The 16,704-nt window shown below is 66.9% G+C and carries 11 protein-coding genes and 3 rRNA genes; 13 read left to right on the forward strand and 1 reads right to left on the reverse strand.

Annotation, left to right across the window (positions count from 1 at the left end; all coding sequences use genetic code 11):
• Nucleotides 1–256: 256 nt before the first annotated feature.
• Nucleotides 257–1,054: a maleylpyruvate isomerase family mycothiol-dependent enzyme gene (locus ACZ43H_RS06880; protein WP_464588827.1), complete on the reverse strand. Its 798-nt coding sequence runs from the start codon at nucleotides 1,052–1,054 to the stop codon at nucleotides 257–259.
• An 81-nt stretch (nucleotides 1,055–1,135) separates the two neighbouring features.
• Here ACZ43H_RS06880 and argC point away from each other — a divergent pair, with 81 nt between their 5' ends.
• The 13 genes from argC (at nucleotide 1,136) to rrf (ending at nucleotide 16,702) form a co-directional block, all read left to right on the forward strand.
• Nucleotides 1,136–2,173: an N-acetyl-gamma-glutamyl-phosphate reductase gene (gene argC, locus ACZ43H_RS06885; RefSeq protein ID WP_464588829.1), complete on the forward strand. Its 1,038-nt coding sequence runs from the start codon at nucleotides 1,136–1,138 to the stop codon at nucleotides 2,171–2,173.
• A complete protein-coding gene (locus ACZ43H_RS06890; protein ID WP_464588831.1) occupies nucleotides 2,170–2,586 on the forward strand; it encodes an ACT domain-containing protein in 417 nt (138 codons plus the stop codon). Before argC ends, ACZ43H_RS06890 begins: the two co-directional genes overlap by 4 nt.
• Complete coding sequence (argJ, locus tag ACZ43H_RS06895) at nucleotides 2,583–3,731, forward strand: bifunctional glutamate N-acetyltransferase/amino-acid acetyltransferase ArgJ (protein ID WP_464588833.1); 1,149 nt, start codon at nucleotides 2,583–2,585, stop codon at nucleotides 3,729–3,731. Before ACZ43H_RS06890 ends, argJ begins: the two co-directional genes overlap by 4 nt.
• Complete coding sequence (gene argB / locus ACZ43H_RS06900) at nucleotides 3,728–4,687, forward strand: acetylglutamate kinase (protein WP_464588834.1); 960 nt, start codon at nucleotides 3,728–3,730, stop codon at nucleotides 4,685–4,687. The genes argJ and argB overlap by 4 nt, the downstream gene beginning before the upstream one ends.
• Before the next feature lie 50 nt (nucleotides 4,688–4,737).
• Nucleotides 4,738–5,874: an acetylornithine transaminase gene (locus ACZ43H_RS06905; protein ID WP_464590755.1), complete on the forward strand. Its 1,137-nt coding sequence runs from the start codon at nucleotides 4,738–4,740 to the stop codon at nucleotides 5,872–5,874.
• A complete protein-coding gene (gene argF / locus ACZ43H_RS06910) occupies nucleotides 5,871–6,812 on the forward strand; it encodes an ornithine carbamoyltransferase (protein WP_464588836.1) in 942 nt (313 codons plus the stop codon). The genes ACZ43H_RS06905 and argF overlap by 4 nt, the downstream gene beginning before the upstream one ends.
• Entirely contained in the window at nucleotides 6,805–7,332 is a 528-nt protein-coding gene (locus tag ACZ43H_RS06915; RefSeq protein WP_464588837.1) for an arginine repressor, read from the forward strand. The genes argF and ACZ43H_RS06915 overlap by 8 nt, the downstream gene beginning before the upstream one ends.
• A gap of 65 nt (nucleotides 7,333–7,397) precedes the next feature.
• Complete coding sequence (gene argG, locus ACZ43H_RS06920) at nucleotides 7,398–8,831, forward strand: argininosuccinate synthase (RefSeq protein ID WP_464588839.1); 1,434 nt, start codon at nucleotides 7,398–7,400, stop codon at nucleotides 8,829–8,831.
• On the forward strand, nucleotides 8,831–10,249 hold the full coding sequence (gene argH / locus ACZ43H_RS06925; protein WP_464588841.1) for an argininosuccinate lyase: 1,419 nt from the start codon (nucleotides 8,831–8,833) through the stop codon (nucleotides 10,247–10,249). The genes argG and argH overlap by 1 nt, the downstream gene beginning before the upstream one ends.
• Nucleotides 10,250–10,263: 14 nt before the next feature.
• A complete protein-coding gene (locus ACZ43H_RS06930) occupies nucleotides 10,264–10,851 on the forward strand; it encodes a DNA-3-methyladenine glycosylase (protein WP_464588843.1) in 588 nt (195 codons plus the stop codon).
• Nucleotides 10,852–11,322: 471 nt separating this feature from the next.
• A 16S ribosomal RNA gene (locus tag ACZ43H_RS06935) occupies nucleotides 11,323–12,842 on the forward strand.
• Nucleotides 12,843–13,278: 436 nt separating this feature from the next.
• A 23S ribosomal RNA gene (locus tag ACZ43H_RS06940) occupies nucleotides 13,279–16,398 on the forward strand.
• A 187-nt stretch (nucleotides 16,399–16,585) separates the two neighbouring features.
• Nucleotides 16,586–16,702 (forward strand): 5S ribosomal RNA (gene rrf, locus ACZ43H_RS06945).
• Together the 16S, 23S and 5S rRNA genes form the textbook arrangement of a ribosomal RNA operon.
• Nucleotides 16,703–16,704: the final 2 nt, after the last annotated feature.

A 16,704-nucleotide genomic window follows, 5' to 3' on the forward strand; every position in this document is an offset into this window, starting at 1 on the left:
CGGCTGGGGTCGGGCTGACGCGACAGGAGTGTCGCGGCTGCTCGTCGAGCCCTGGTTGGACCACCTGGACCGCGGGCGATCCTCTGCCACGTGCGACCCGGCCGATGCGGCGTCCGTGCGGGTCGTGGAGCAGGCGGCCCTACGACGCGAGGGTCTGCTCCGCGGTCTGTACCTCGTTCGCGGTCGACATCGGGATCGCCTCATGCTCGGCCGCTTCAGGGCGGACATCGCCGGGACGACCGGCTGGGCGCGCGGCTCAGGTGATGGGGTGATTGACCGCCAGCCGGAAGTGGTCGTAGACGGCCCGGTCGCCGTGCACCCGGACCTGGCTGTCGTCCCCACGCCGCCACAGCCACGCGTCCAGTGCCCCGGCCGGCCCGTCGACCACCGCGTCGGGATCGGTGCCGGGGTCGTCCACGACGCGGACGTCGTCCTCGTCGTGGTGGACCTCGGTCCGCGGGTCGGTGCCGGTGAACCGACCGATCTGGACCCACACCGACTCCCCGGTGTCGGTGATGTCGACGCGGACGTGGTGGGGGAGCGGCGCGAACTCGCCCCAGGGCGGGCACCCCCCGAACATCACGTCCAGGCACTCGAGCACCCCGTCGGCCGCCAGCTCGCGGTCCAGCGGGGTGACCGTCCCGGCGGTCAGCTCGGCGTCGAGCCGGTGGATCAGGGCCTCGTGCGCCTGCCGTCGGAAGATGAAGCCCACCGACTGCTCGGTGGCCCAGGTCCAGGCAGTCTCCGCGGGGTCGGCGGCCTCGAGCTCGGCGAGGAGCGCGGCGGAGTGCTCGTCGAAGGCTGCTAGCAGGCCCTCGTGGGAGTCCGGACGCGTCGGCCCCTCGTCCCCCTCGTCCGGGGCCGCGGGCCTGGTGCGCACCACCTTGGCCCAGAACCACTGCACCTCGGCGAGGTGCCAGAGAAGGTCTGACGATTCCCAGTCGGGGCAGCTGGGTACACGAGCGGAGGGAGGGCACGACGCGAGCACGTCACGGAAGCGTCGGGACTCGTCACGGATGTGCCGCAGGTAGTCGGCGAACTCGAGCTTGGCCATGGATCGCAAGGTAGTCGTGACGACCGACACACCAACAGGGCCGGCCGGGGTCTACATGGTCATGCATGAATCTGTATAGTCATGCACATGACGAGGAGACGAGTCGCCGTCGCAGGCGCGAGCGGGTACGCCGGGGGCGAGCTGCTCCGGCACCTGCTCGCGCATCCCGAGGTCGAGATCGGAGCGCTCACCGGCGCGTCCAACGCCGGACAGCCCCTGGGCGGGCTCCAGCCGCACCTGGTGCCGCTGGCGGACCGCGTGCTGGACCCGACCGACCTCGAGACGCTCTCCGGTCACGACGTCGTGTTCCTGGCGCTCCCGCACGGCCAGTCGGGGGAGATCGCAGCTCTGCTGGGCGACGACGTCGTGGTGATCGACTGCGGCGCCGACTTCCGGCTCGCCGACCCCGCCGCCTGGGACAAGTTCTACGGCGGCACGCACGCCGGCACCTGGCCCTACGGCCTGCCCGAGCTGCCCGGGCAGCGCGCCCTGCTGACCGGCGCCACCCGGGTCGCCGTCCCCGGCTGCTACCCGACGGTGTCCACGCTGACCATGGCCCCCGCGATCGCGGCCGGACTGGTCGAGCCCGACGTCACGGTCGTGGCCGCGTCCGGCACCAGCGGGGCCGGCAAGGCGGCCAAGCCGCACCTGCTCGGCAGCGAGGTCATGGGGAACGCGAGCGCCTACGGCGTGGGCGGCACCCACCGGCACACCCCCGAGATCGTCCAGAACCTCTCCGGCCTGGTCGATGGTGAGGTCCGGGTCAGCTTCACGCCGCTGCTCGTGCCGATGCCCCGCGGCATCCTGGCGACCTGCTCGGCGCCGCTCGCCGGCCCGCTGACCGCGGACGAGGCCCACGACGCCTACCGCAAGGCGTACGCCGACGAGCCGTTCGTGCACGTGCTGCCGCAGGGCCAGTGGCCCCAGACGAAGTCGGTCACGGGCTCGAACGCCGTCCACGTCCAGGTGACGGTCGACGAGGCGGCCGGCCGGCTGGTGGCGGTGGGCGCGGTGGACAACCTCGCGAAGGGCACCGCGGGCGCCGCGGTGCAGTGCATGAACCTCGCCCTCGGCCTCGACGAGGGCCTGGGCCTGACGACGATCGGAGTCGCCCCGTGAAGCTGAACCAGTTCCCCGAGACCCTGGCCGTCGTCCGGCTCGGACCCGGCAGCGAGATCCCGGCCTGGGCCGAGTCGTCCTCGATCTTCTCGGTCACCGCGACGGCGACCGAGACCTCGGTGGTGTGTGCCGGTCGCAGCGTGCCGACCAAGGCCGTCCACCACAAGCCGTTCACGGCGTTCGCCGTCGAGGGCCCGCTCGACTTCGCGCTCACGGGTGTGCTCGTCCAGCTGCTGACCCCGCTGGCGGAGGCCGAGATCAGCGTGTTCACGCTCTCCACCTTCGACACCGACTGGGTGCTCGTCCCCACCGCGGACGCCGCGCGCGCCGCGGACGCCTGGCGCGACGCCGGGCACGAGGTGGAGGCCGCGGTGCCCGTGACCCCGACCGGCGGAAAGAAGGGCAAGAAGTGAGCGTGACCTCCCCCCGGGGCTTCCGGGCCAGCGGAGTGCCCGCCGGGCTGAAGTCGACCGGCGCCAAGGACGTCGCGCTGGTCGTCAACGACGGGCCCACGCACGACTCCGCGACCGTGTTCACCAGCAACCGCTGCAAGGCCAACCCGGTGCTGTGGAGCCAGGAGGTCGTCAAGGACGGCACCGTGCGCGCCGTCGTGCTGAACTCCGGCGGCGCCAACTGCTACACCGGCGCCGAGGGCTTCCAGACCACGCACGCGGTGGCCGAGCAGGTGGCGTCGAACCTGGGCATCGGCGCCATCGATGTCGTCGTCTGCTCGACCGGCCTGATCGGTCTCACGAACCCCCGGCAGAACCTCCTCGACGGGGTCGACGCGGCGTACGCCGCCCTCGGTGACCACGGCGCCGACGCCGCCGAGGCGATCATGACGACCGACTCGGTGAGCAAGCAGGTCGTCGTGGAGGGCGCGGGCTGGTCGATCGGCGGGATGGCGAAGGGCGCCGGGATGCTCGCCCCGCAGCTGGCCACGATGCTGGTGGTGCTCACCACCGACGCCGTCGTCCCGGCCGCCGACCTGGACACGGCGCTGCGCGCCGCCACCCGGGTGTCCTTCGACCGTCTCGACTCCGACGGCTGCATGTCGACCAACGACACCGTCACCGTGATGGCCAGCGGGGCCAGCGGCATCACGCCCTCCCTGCCCGACTTCACCGAGGCACTGACCCAGGCCTGCACCGACCTGGCCATGCAGCTGCTGCGTGACGCCGAGGGGGCCGACCACGAGATCGCGATCACCGTGCTCAACGCCGCCACGGAGGACGACGCCGTCGCCGTGGGGCGCAGCGTGGCACGGAGCAACCTGTTCAAGGCCGCGGTGTTCGGCAACGACCCGAACTGGGGCCGCGTCCTGGCCAGCATCGGCACGACCGACGCCGCGTTCGACCCCGCCGACCTCGACGTCGCCATGAACGGCGTGTGGGTCTGCAAGCAGTCCACGCCGCACGCCGACCCGACGACCGTCGACCTGAAGCCACGCGAGGTCAGCGTCACGATTGACCTCAAGGCGGGCGCCGAGCGCGCGACCGTCTGGACCAACGACCTCACCCACGCCTACGTCCACGAGAACAGCGCCTACTCCTCATGAGCGACGACGAGACCCTGCCCGCTGACCTGCACCCGGACGGCAAGATCCACCAGCCGAAGCCGGCCGACCCGGCGAAGGCCGAGACGCTGGCCGGGGCGCTGCCCTGGCTCAAGCGCTACCACCACAAGATCGTGGTGGTGAAGTACGGCGGCAACGCGATGACGGACGAGAGCCTCAAGCGCGCATTCGCCGAGGACATCGCCTTCCTGCGGTTCGCCGGGTTCAAGCCCGTGGTGGTGCACGGCGGTGGCCCCCAGATCTCCACGATGCTGGACCGGCTCGGTATCGAGTCGGAGTTCCGAGGCGGCCTGCGGGTCACCACCCCCGAGGCGATGGACGTCGTGCGGATGGTGCTGGTCGGACAGGTGCAGCGTGAGCTCGTCGGCCTGATCAACGAGCACGGGCCGCTGGCCGTCGGACTGTCCGGCGAGGACGCCGGTCTGTTCACCGCCGAGCCCACCAACACGGTGGTCGACGGCGAGGAGGTCGACCTCGGCCTGGTGGGCGAGGTCGCCCACGTGCGCCCCGAGGCGGTGGTCGACCTGATCGAGGCCGGTCGCATCCCGGTCGTCTCGAGCGTCGCTCCCGACGTCGACGGGCGCGTGCACAACGTGAACGCCGACACCGCCGCAGCGGCCCTCGCCGCCGCCCTGGGTGCGGAGAAGCTGCTCGTGCTCACCGACGTCGAGGGGCTCTTCCGCGACTGGCCCGACAGCGACGACGTGATCTACGAGATCAGCCCCGAGTCGCTCGCCGAGCTGATGCCGACCCTGGCGAGCGGGATGGTGCCGAAGATGGGCGCCTGCCTCAAGGCCGTGCAGGACGGCGTCCCGCGCGCGACGGTCGTCGACGGCCGTGAGCCGCATGCGGTGCTCCTCGAGCTCTTCACCGACGAGGGCGTCGGCACCCAGGTGCTGCCCGGGGTGACCACCAAGATCAGGAAGGCCAGAAGGTGACCGACCAGCCGCTGCAGAAGACCTGGCAGGACCGGTACGCCGGCGCGCTGATGAACACCTTCGGCCCGCCCAAGCTCACGCTGGTCCGCGGGCAGGGCGCCCACGTCTGGGACGCCGACGGCAAGGAGTACGTCGACCTCCTCGGTGGCATCGCCGTGAACTCCCTCGGCCACGCCCACCCCTCGCTGGTCGAGGCGGTGACCGGGCAGCTCGGCACCCTCGGCCACATCTCCAACTTCTTCGCCAGCGAGCCGCAGGTCCGGCTGGCCGAGAGGCTGCTCTCCCTCCTCGGGGCGGAGGGTCGGGTGTTCTTCGCCAACTCGGGCGCGGAGGCCAACGAGGCCGCCTTCAAGCTCACCCGCCGCACCGGCCGCACCCACGTCGTGGTCGCCGAGGGCGGCTTCCACGGCCGCACCATGGGCGCCCTCGCGCTCACCTCGAAGGAGGCCTACCGGACCCCGTTCGAGCCGCTCCCCGGTCACGTCACGTTCGTGCCGTACGGCGACGCCGACGCCCTGGCCGCGGCCGTGACCGACGAGACCGCGGCGGTGCTGCTCGAGCCCGTCCAGGGCGAGGCGGGCGTGGTGGTGCCGCCGGCCGGCTACCTCGAGGTCGCCCGCGAGGTCACCACCCGGCACGGCGCCCTGCTGTGGCTCGACGAGGTGCAGACCGGCATCGGCCGCACCGGACGCTGGTTCGCCCACGAGCCCTCCGGCATCACTCCCGACCTGGTCACGGTGGCCAAGGGCCTCGCCGGGGGGATCCCGATCGGTGCGTGCATCGCCCTGGGTGACGCGGGGAGCCTGCTGCAGCCGGGCAACCACGGCACCACCTTCGGCGGCAACCCGGTGGCGTGCGCGGCCGCGCTGGCGGTCATCGACACCATCGAGGACGACGGGCTGCTCGCCCACGTCGCCGAGGTCGGTCAGCTGCTCCGGGACGGCCTGGCAGCCGACCCGCGGGTCACCGAGGTCCGGGGCGAGGGGCTGCTCATCGGCCTCGACCTGGCCGGGGAGAAGTCCGCGGACGTCACCGCCGCCGCACTGCGGCAGGGCTTCATCATCAACAACCCGACGCCGCACCGGATCCGGCTCGCGCCCCCGCTGGTGCTGACACGGGCCGACGTCGACGCGTTCCTGGCCGCCTGGCCGGCGATCCTCGACGAGGGCATGGGTGAGGCGCCATGACCCGGCACCTCCTGCGCGACGACGACCTGAGCCCGGCCGAGCAGGCCCGGATCCTCGACCTCGCCGCCGAGCTCAAGGCCGCGCCGTACGACGACCTGCGCCACCCCGGTCCGCTCGCCGGCCCGCGCACCGTGGCGATGGTCTTCGACAAGCCGACCCTGCGCACCCAGGCCTCGTTCGCCGCGGGCATCGCCGAGCTCGGCGGCTTCCCGATGCTCGTCGACGGGACGCTGGCCGGGATCGGCGTGCGCGAGTCCGTCGAGGACGTCGCCCGGGTGCTCGGCCGGCAGGCGTCGGTCATCGTGTGGCGCACGTTCGAGCAGGCGAGGCTGGAGGCGATGGCCGCCCACGCCGGCGTGCCGGTCGTCAACGCCCTCACCGATGACTTCCACCCTTGCCAGCTGCTGGCCGACCTGCTGACCGTCCGCGAGCACAAGGGCGACCTGGCCGGCCTGACAGTCGCGTTCGTCGGCGACGGTGCCTGCAACATGGGCAACTCCTGGCTGCTGGCCGGCGCCACGGCGGGCATGCACGTGCGCGTCAGCTCGCCGCAGGGCTACGAGCCCGGTCCCGAGATGGTCGAGGCGGCCGCCAAGATCGCCGCGGGCACCGGCGGCTCGGCCGTGCTCGTCCCCGACCCCGACGTCGCGGTCGCCGGCGCCGACGTGGTCGTCACCGACACCTGGGTCTCGATGGGCAAGGAGTCCGAGGCCGCGCAGCGCAGCGAGGTGTTCGCCGCCCACCGGGTGACCGAGCGCCTGATGTCCGGCGCGAAGCCGGACGCTGTGGTCCTGCACTGCCTGCCGGCGTACCGCGGCAAGGAGATCGACGCCGCGGTGCTCGACGGCCCCCAGAGCGTGGTGTGGGACGAGGCGGAGAACCGGCGGCACGTGCAGAAGGCGGTGCTCACCTGGCTGCTGGAGGCGCGCGATGAGTGACGCGTCCCTGCGGCCGACGACCAAGAACGCGCGGCACCGGCGCATCGTCGAGCTGGTCACCCAGCACGAGGTGCGCTCGCAGGGCGAGCTCGCCGACCTCCTCGCGGAGAGCGGGCTCCGGGTCACCCAGGCGACGCTGTCGCGCGACCTGGTCGAGCTGGACGCCGTCAAGATCCGCACCGCCTCCGGCGCGCTGGTCTACGCGGTCCCCGCCGAGGGCGGGGACCGGCGGCCCGCGGCCCCGGGGGAGACCGCTGCTGCGACGCACCGCCTCGGCCGGATGCTCGAGGAGCTGCTGGTCAGCGCTGAGGCGAGCGCCAACATGGTCGTGCTCCGCACGCCGCCCGGCGCGGCCCAGTATCTCGCCTCGGCGTTCGACCGGTCCGAGCTCCCCGACCTGCTGGGGACCATCGCCGGCGACGACACCGTGCTCCTGATCAGCCGCGACCCCGTGGGCGGCGACGGCCTGGCCCGACGAATCCTGGCGCTGGCCGACAGCCACACGTCGCCGGCGCCCTGACCCACACCCGTCCCGACGGCCGACCCGGTCGGTCCGTCGACACCCTCGAACGCAAGGAATCACTCATGAGCAAGGTCCTGACCTCCCTCCCGAAGGGCGAGCGCGTCGGCATCGCGTTCTCCGGCGGCCTCGACACCTCGGTGGCCGTGGCCTGGATGCGGGCCAAGGGCGCCGTGCCGTGCACCTACACCGCCGACATTGGGCAGTACGACGAGCCCGACATCTCCGGTGTCCCCGCCCGCGCCCTCCAGTACGGCGCCGAGATCGCCCGCGCGGTGGACTGCCGCACCCAGCTGGTCGAGGAGGGTCTGGCCGCGATCGCGTGCGGCGCCTTCCACATCCGTTCAGCAAGCCGTGCCTACTTCAACACCACGCCGCTGGGTCGCGCCGTCACCGGGACCATGCTGGTCCGGGCCATGCACGAGGACGGCGTCGACATCTGGGGCGACGGCTCGACGTTCAAGGGCAACGACATCGAGCGCTTCTACCGCTACGGCCTGCTCGCCAACCCGGCGCTGCGGATCTACAAGCCGTGGCTGGACGCCGACTTCGTCCACGAGCTCGGCGGCCGCACCGAGATGAGCCAGTGGCTCACCGAGCGGGACCTGCCCTACCGCGACAGCCAGGAGAAGGCCTACTCCACCGACGCCAACATCTGGGGCGCCACCCACGAGGCCAAGACCCTGGAGCACCTCGACGTCTCGCTGGAGACGGTCGAGCCGATCATGGGTGTGAAGTTCTGGGACCCGGCCGTGGAGATCCCCACCGAGGACGTCACGATCCGCTTCGAGGCCGGCCGCCCGGTGGCGATCAACGGCACGCACTACGACGACGCGGTCGCGCTGGTCCACGAGGCCAACGTGATCGGAGGTCGCCACGGTCTCGGCATGTCCGACCAGATCGAGAACCGGATCATCGAGGCCAAGTCGCGCGGCATCTACGAGGCGCCGGCGATGGCCCTGCTCTGGATCGCCTACGAGCGGCTGCTGAACGCCGTCCACAACGAGGACACGATCGCCAACTACCACGCCGAGGGCCGGCGCCTCGGCGTCCTGCTCTACCAGGGTCGCTGGCTCGACCCGCAGGCGCTGATGCTGCGCGAGTCCATCCAGCGCTGGATCGCCTCGCTGGTCACCGGCGAGGTCACGCTCCGCCTGCGCCGCGGCGAGGACTACACGATCCTGCGCACCTCCGGCGACCACTTCTCCTACCACCCGGACAAGCTGTCGATGGAGCGCACCCACAACGCCGCCTTCGGGCCCCTCGACCGGATCGGCCAGCTCACGATGCGCAACCTCGACATCGCCGACTCGCGCGACAAGCTCGAGGCGTACGCCGCGCAGCCGCTGGACCAGGGCCAGGTGCTGGTCGAGAACGGCACCCTGTACGGCGAGCTCGAGCCGGGCGGCTACGCGCGGATCGCGCAGAACCCCGCGGCGGAGGGCGACACCGGCGACCAGGCCCTCGACAATGCGGCCATGGAGTTCGGTACCGACTGATGGGGACCACCAACGAGGGCAAGCTGTGGGGCGGCCGGTTCGCCGGCGGCCCGTCACCGGAGCTCGAGGCGCTGTCCCGGTCGACGCACTTCGACTGGCGGCTGACGCCCTACGACCTGGCGGGCTCGCACGCCCACGCGAACGTGCTGCACGCCGCCGGTCTGCTGACCGACGCCGACCTGGCCGAGCTGCACCGCGGCCTGGACGCGCTGGGGGAGCGGTACGCCGACGGCTCGCTCCAGCCGGATCCCTCCGACGAGGACGTGCACGGCGCGCTCGAGCGGCTGCTGCTCGAGGAGGTCGGCCCGGAGGTCGGCGGCCGGCTGCGCGCCGGCCGGAGCCGCAACGACCAGGTGGCCACGCTCTTCAAGGCGTTCCTGCGCGACCACGCGGCGGTCGTCGCCGGGCAGGTGCTCGACCTGGCCGAGGCGCTGGCCGTCCAGGCTCGCGGTCACCTGGACGTGATCATGCCGGGGCGCACGCACCTCCAGCACGCGCAGCCGGTGCTGCTGGCCCACCACCTCCTCGCACACGCCTGGCCGCTGGTGCGCGACGTCGACCGGCTGCGCGACTGGGACACCCGGGTGGCCGCGGAGTCGCCGTACGGCTCGGGAGCCCTGGCCGGCTCGAGCCTGGGCCTGGACCCGGAGGCCGTGGCGGCCGAGCTGGGCTTCACCGGGTCCAGCGCCAACTCCATCGACGGCACCGCGGCTCGCGACTTCGTGGCCGAGTTCGCCTTCGTGACCGCGATGGTGGGCGTGGACGTGAGCCGGTTCGCGGAGGAGGTCATCCTCTGGTCGACCCGGGAGTTCGACTTCGTGACGCTGCACGACTCCTGGTCGACGGGGTCGAGCATCATGCCGCAGAAGAAGAACCCCGACATCGCCGAGCTGGCGCGGGGCAAGGCCGGCCGCCTGATCGGCAACCTGAGCGGCGTCATGGCGACGCTGAAGGCTCTCCCGCTGGCCTACAACCGCGACCTGCAGGAGGACAAGGAGCCGGTCTTCGACTCCGTCGACACCCTCGAGGTCCTGCTGCCCGCGTTCACGGGGATGGTCGCGACGCTCACCTTCAACGCCGCCCGGATGGCCGAGCTCGCCCCTCAGGGGTTCTCGCTGGCCACCGACGTCGCGGAGTGGCTGGTGCGTGAGGGCGTCCCGTTCCGGGTCGCCCACGAGGTGGCCGGAGCGTGTGTGCGCCGCTGCGAGGAGCTGGGCGTCGAGCTGCACGAGCTGACCGACGAGCAGTTCGCCGAGATCTCCCCGCAGCTCACGCCGGCGGTGCGCGACGTGCTGACCGCCGAGGGCTCGGTGGCCTCCCGGAACGGGCGCGGCGGCACCGCGCCCGACCGGGTGCGGGAGCAGCTCGACGAGCTGACCCGTGCCGTCGCCGCGCACCGGGATCGCCTGGGTTCCTGAGGAGCCGCGAGCCGATGGTGGGGCCAGACGAGCTGCGGAGCGTGCTCGAGCGGCCGGCGATCGAGGTCGCCCCGCTGCTGCTCGGCGCGGTGCTCCGTCACGGCGACGTCGAGGTCCGGCTCACCGAGGTGGAGGCGTACGCCGGTCCGGACGACCCCGGGTCGCACGCCTACCGCGGCCGCACGCCCCGCAACGCGACGATGTTCGGACCGCCCGGGCGCCTGTACTGCTACTTCACCTACGGCATGCACGTGTGCAGCAACATCGTCTGCGGACCCGAGGAGCAGGCGAGCGCGGTGCTCGTCCGGGCCGGCGAGGTCGTCGGAGGGATCGACGTCGCACGCTCGCGCCGGCCCGGCGCGCCTGACCGGGACCTGGCCCGAGGACCTGCGCGGCTCTGCCGGGCGCTGGGCATCGAGCTCACGCACGACGGGGTCGACCTCACCGCCTCCGGGAGCCTGACGTTGGCGTTGGCGGAGCCGGTCGGGGAGTACTCCACGGGACCCCGGGTCGGTCTGCGCGGAGCACCGGACCGACCCTGGCGGTTCTGGATCCCGGGGGAGCGGAGCGTCTCCGCGTACCGACCCGCGAAGCCCCGGTGAGCGCCGCCTATACCCCCTCGTCGTCCGCCGCATGCGCGATCACGAGAACTGATTTTGGCACTCGGCCGACGCGCTGCTACTGTTCTTCTCGTCGCGGCAAGCGGCTCCCACACCAGGCTGAGAGGCCAGAACGATGTGGGTGCGGCGCGCCTCGACCAGGAGCTTCAGCAGTGGAGATCCGGCCCGGTCAGCCCCGAGTTGACGAGCAGGATCCGAACCGGTAAGTTTCTGCAGGTTGCCCCGCCGCTGGCCCGCAAGGGTCGGGACGGTGTGCGTCTGATTCTTGAGAACTCAACAGTGTGTCATAGTCGACGAATTAGTTTGTAATGCCCCGTTGACTGATTCTAGGTTTTGCCTGGTGTTGGTTGATGGTTTCTTTGACAATGATTCTGACAATTTGTCAGTGTCTCCTGTCAGGCATCTCTTTTTCCCGCGGCTACTCTTTTTTGGGGTGGTTGTGGGTGTTGTTTTTCAACGGAGAGTTTGATCCTGGCTCAGGACGAACGCTGGCGGCGTGCTTAACACATGCAAGTCGAGCGGAAAGGCCCTTTCGGGGGTACTCGAGCGGCGAACGGGTGAGTAACACGTGAGTAATCTGCCCTTCACTTGGGGATAACTACCGGAAACGGTGGCTAATACCCGATACGACCAACCTGCGCATGTGGTGTTGGTGGAAAGTTTTTTCGGTGGAGGATGTGCTCGCGGCCTATCAGCTTGTTGGTGGGGTAATGGCCTACCAAGGCTTCGACGGGTAGCCGGCCTGAGAGGGTGACCGGCCACACTGGGACTGAGACACGGCCCAGACTCCTACGGGAGGCAGCAGTGGGGAATATTGGACAATGGGCGGAAGCCTGATCCAGCAACGCCGCGTGAGGGATGACGGCCTTCGGGTTGTAAACCTCTTTCAGTACCGACGAAGCGCAAGTGACGGTAGGTACAGAAGAAGCACCGGCCAACTACGTGCCAGCAGCCGCGGTAATACGTAGGGTGCGAGCGTTGTCCGGAATTATTGGGCGTAAAGGGCTCGTAGGCGGTTTGTCGCGTCGGGAGTGAAAACCATGGGCTTAACTCATGGCTTGCTTCCGATACGGGCAGACTAGAGGCATGCAGGGGAGAACGGAATTCCTGGTGTAGCGGTGAAATGCGCAGATATCAGGAGGAACACCGGTGGCGAAGGCGGTTCTCTGGGCATGTCCTGACGCTGAGGAGCGAAAGTGTGGGGAGCGAACAGGATTAGATACCCTGGTAGTCCACACCGTAAACGTTGGGCGCTAGGTGTGGGATCCATTCCACGGGTTCCGTGCCGCAGCTAACGCATTAAGCGCCCCGCCTGGGGAGTACGGCCGCAAGGCTAAAACTCAAAGGAATTGACGGGGGCCCGCACAAGCGGCGGAGCATGCGGATTAATTCGATGCAACGCGAAGAACCTTACCTGGGTTTGACATATGCCGGAAAGCTCTAGAGATAGAGCCCCTTTTAGTCGGTATACAGGTGGTGCATGGCTGTCGTCAGCTCGTGTCGTGAGATGTTGGGTTAAGTCCCGCAACGAGCGCAACCCTCGTCCTATGTTGCCAGCGGGTCATGCCGGGGACTCATAGGAGACTGCCGGGGTCAACTCGGAGGAAGGTGGGGATGACGTCAAGTCATCATGCCCCTTATGTCCAGGGCTTCACGCATGCTACAATGGCCGGTACAAAGGGCTGCGATGCTGTAAGGCGGAGCGAATCCCAAAAAGCCGGTCTCAGTTCGGATTGGGGTCTGCAACTCGACCCCATGAAGTCGGAGTCGCTAGTAATCGCAGATCAGCAACGCTGCGGTGAATACGTTCCCGGGCCTTGTACACACCGCCCGTCACGTCACGAAAGTCGGCAACACCCGAAGCCGGTGGCCTAACCCCTTGTGGGAGGGAGCCGTCGAAGGTGGGGCTGGCGATTGGGACGAAGTCGTAACAAGGTAGCCGTACCGGAAGGTGCGGCTGGATCACCTCCTTTCTAAGGAGCACATGCCCCGCACATCCAGCTGGCCGTTCGGTCACGAAGCGTCTGGGTGGCATTGGTGGTGTTCACTAGTGGAATCGTCGATGAAGGATCGCCCCGGGTGGGTGGTCGTGCCTCAGTACTGCCTGTCCAGCTTCGGCTGGTGGGTGTGGAACCTGGTGCGGTCGCTGCTGGGGGTGGGGTTGGCACACTGTTGGGTCCTGAAGGATCAGGCAACTGAGTCTTCTGGGCCTCCTTGGCCGGTCCCGCACCTGGGTGGTGTGGGGTTGGGCTTGGTGGGTTTGTTGTTTGAGATCTGCATAGTGGACGCGAGCATCTTGCATCGCGCACCGGTGAGAGCTGGTGTGTGGTGTGTGCACTGATGCCCCTTTGATTGGGGGGTGTTGGTGTGTGTCTTTGTAGTAGTAGTTGTTGTCGTGTTGTGTTTGTGAGACAAGCTATGAAGGGCACATGGTGGATGCCTTGGCATCAAGAGCCGATGAAGGACGTAGGAGCCTGCGATAAGCCCTGGGGAGTTGGCAACCGAGCTGTGATCCGGGGGTGTCCGAATGGGGAAACCCAGCTGGAGTCATGTCCAGTTACCCGCGCCTGAATATATAGGGTGTGTGGAGGGAACGTGGGGAAGTGAAACATCTCAGTACCCACAGGAAGAGAAAACAATAGTGATTCCGAGAGTAGTGGCGAGCGAAATCGGATGAGGCCAAACCCGTTGCGTGTGATACCCGGCAGGGGTTGCGTAGCGGGGGTTGTGGGAGCATTCTGGTTCATCTGCCGGTGAGTCGAACAGTGAGAAATCACGGGTGAAGTTGAAGTCCATTGGAAAGTGGCGCCGTAGAGGGTGATAGCCCCGTAGAGGTAAGCCCGTGACTGTTGAGTGTTATCCCAAGTAACACGGAACCCCTGAAATTCCGTGTGAATCTGGCGGGACCACCCGTTAAGCCTAAATACTCCTTGATGACCGATAGCGGACAAGTACCGTGAGGGAAAGGTGAAAAGTACCCCTGGCGGGGAGTGAAATAGTACCTGAAACCATGTGCCTACAATCCGTCGGAGCGATCCCTTGTGGGTTGTGACGGCGTGCCTTTTGAAGAATGAGCCTGCGAGTTTGCGTTGTGTTGCGAGGTTAACCCGTGTGGGGAAGCCGTAGCGAAAGCGAGTCCGAATAGGGCGTTTGAGTAGCACGATCAAGACCCGAAGCGAAGTGATCTATCCATGGGCAGGTTGAAGCGTCGGTAAGACGACGTGGAGGACCGAACCCACTTAGGTTGAAAACTGAGGGGATGACCTGTGGATAGGGGTGAAAGGCCAATCAAACTTCGTGATAGCTGGTTCTCCCCGAAATGCATTTAGGTGCAGCGTTGCGTGTTTCTTGCCGGAGGTAGAGCACTGGATAGCCGATGGGCCCTACCAGGTTACTGACGTTAGCCAAACTCCGAATGCCGGTAAGTGAGAGCGCAGCAGTGAGACTGCGGGGGATAAGCTCCGTAGTCGAGAGGGAAACAGCCCAGACCATCAGCTAAGGCCCCTAAGCGGTGACTAAGTGGAAAAGGATGTGGAGTCGCAGTGACAACCAGGAGGTTGGCTTGGAAGCAGCCACCCTTGAAAGAGTGCGTAATAGCTCACTGGTCAAGTGATTCCGCGCCGACAATGTAGCGGGGCTCAAGTCATCCGCCGAAGCTATGGCATTCAGAGAATATTCAAGCCTTCGTGGTTCAGAACTCTGGATGGGTAGGGGAGCGTCGTGTCGCGAGTGAAGCTGCCGAGTGATCGAGTGGTGGACGCGACACGAGTGAGAATGCAGGCATGAGTAGCGAATGAAGAGTGAGAAACTCTTCCGCCGAATGATCAAGGGTTCCAGGGTCAAGCTAATCTGCCCTGGGTAAGTCGGGACCTAAGGCGAGGCCGACAGGCGTAGTCGATGGACAACGGGTTGATATTCCCGTACCGGCAAAGTAGCGCCCATGACGAACCCGGTGATGCTAACCATCCGAAACCCAGGTGACCGGACCCTTCGGGGCGAGGCGCTTGGGCGTAGCGTGGGACCCGAGCTGGTAGTAGTCAAGCGATGGGGTGACGCAGGAAGGTAGTCCAACCGTACCGATGGTTGTGTACGGCTAAGCAGGTAGGGCGCCATCTAGGCAAATCCGGATGGCTGACTTTGATGTCGGGCCTGAGATGTGATGGGGACCCCGTATGGGGGAAGTGGATGATCCTATGCTGTCGAGAAAAACCTCTAGCGAGCTACGCGCCGCCCGTACCCCAAACCGACTCAGGTGATCAGGTAGAGAATACCAAGGCGATCGAGCAAACCATGGTTAAGGAACTCGGCAAAATGCCCCCGTAACTTCGGGAGAAGGGGGGCCGGATCCGTGAACGCCCTAGCGGTGGGAGCGGTGATGGCCGCAGAGACCAGGCCCAAGCGACTGTTTACTAAAAACACAGGTCCGTGCGAAGTTGTAAGACGATGTATACGGACTGACTCCTGCCCGGTGCTGGAAGGTTAAGGGGACCGGTAAGAACGCAAGTTCGAAGCTGAGAACTTAAGCCCCAGTAAACGGCGGTGGTAACTATAACCATCCTAAGGTAGCGAAATTCCTTGTCGGGTAAGTTCCGACCTGCACGAATGGAGTAACGACTTGGGCGCTGTCTCAACCGTGGACTCGGCGAAATTGCACTACGAGTAAAGATGCTCGTTACGCGCGGCAGGACGGAAAGACCCCGGGACCTTTACTATAGTTTGGTATTGGTGTTTGGTTCGGCTTGTGTAGGATAGGTGGGAGACTGTGAAGCGGCCACGCCAGTGGTTGTGGAGTCATCGTTGAAATACCACTCTGGTCGTACTAGATGTCTAACCTAGGTCCGTTATCCGGATCAGGGACAGTGCCTGATGGGTAGTTTAACTGGGGCGGTTGCCTCCTAAAATGTAACGGAGGCGCTCAAAGGTTCCCTCAGCCTGGTTGGCAATCAGGTGTTGAGTGTAAGTGCACAAGGGAGCTTGACTGTGAGACAGACATGTCGAGCAGGGACGAAAGTCGGAACTAGTGATCCGGCGTCGGCATGTGGAAGCGACGTCGCTCAACGGATAAAAGGTACCCCGGGGATAACAGGCTGATCTTCCCCAAGAGTCCATATCGACGGGATGGTTTGGCACCTCGATGTCGGCTCGTCGCATCCTGGGGCTGGAGTAGGTCCCAAGGGTTGGGCTGTTCGCCCATTAAAGCGGCACGCGAGCTGGGTTTAGAACGTCGTGAGACAGTTCGGTCCCTATCCGCCGCGCGCGCAGGAAACTTGAGAAAGGCTGTCCCTAGTACGAGAGGACCGGGATGGACGAACCTCTGGTGTGCCAGTTGTCCCGCCAGGGGCACGGCTGGTTGGCTACGTTCGGAAGTGATAACCGCTGAATGCATCTAAGCGGGAAGCACGTTTCAAGATGAGGTTTCCCACCCACTCGATGGGGTAAGGCCCCCAGCAGAACACTGGGTTGATAGGCCGGAGGTGTACAGCAGTAATGCCCAGCCGACCGGTACTAATAGGCCGAGGGCTTGTCCCACACACACATCACCACAACACAATGTGGCTACATCGACTGGTGATGCCCGCGTCCACTACGCAGTTCCCAACCAACAAACCATTGTTGGCCAGGTGGAACAAACAATTCCACTTCAGCAGATCAACTGAACAAAGAGCTTGGAAACACCCCCAACGAAGGTTTTGGGTGCGTGTGTTTCCGCCAGAGTTACGGCGGCCATAGCGAAAGGGAAACACCCGGTCCCATCCCGAACCCGGAAGTTAAGCCTTTCAGCGCCGATGGTACTGCAACCGCGAGGTTGTGGGAGAGTAGGACGCCGCCGGACAA

Source organism: Nocardioides sp. DN36 (assembly GCF_055380375.1).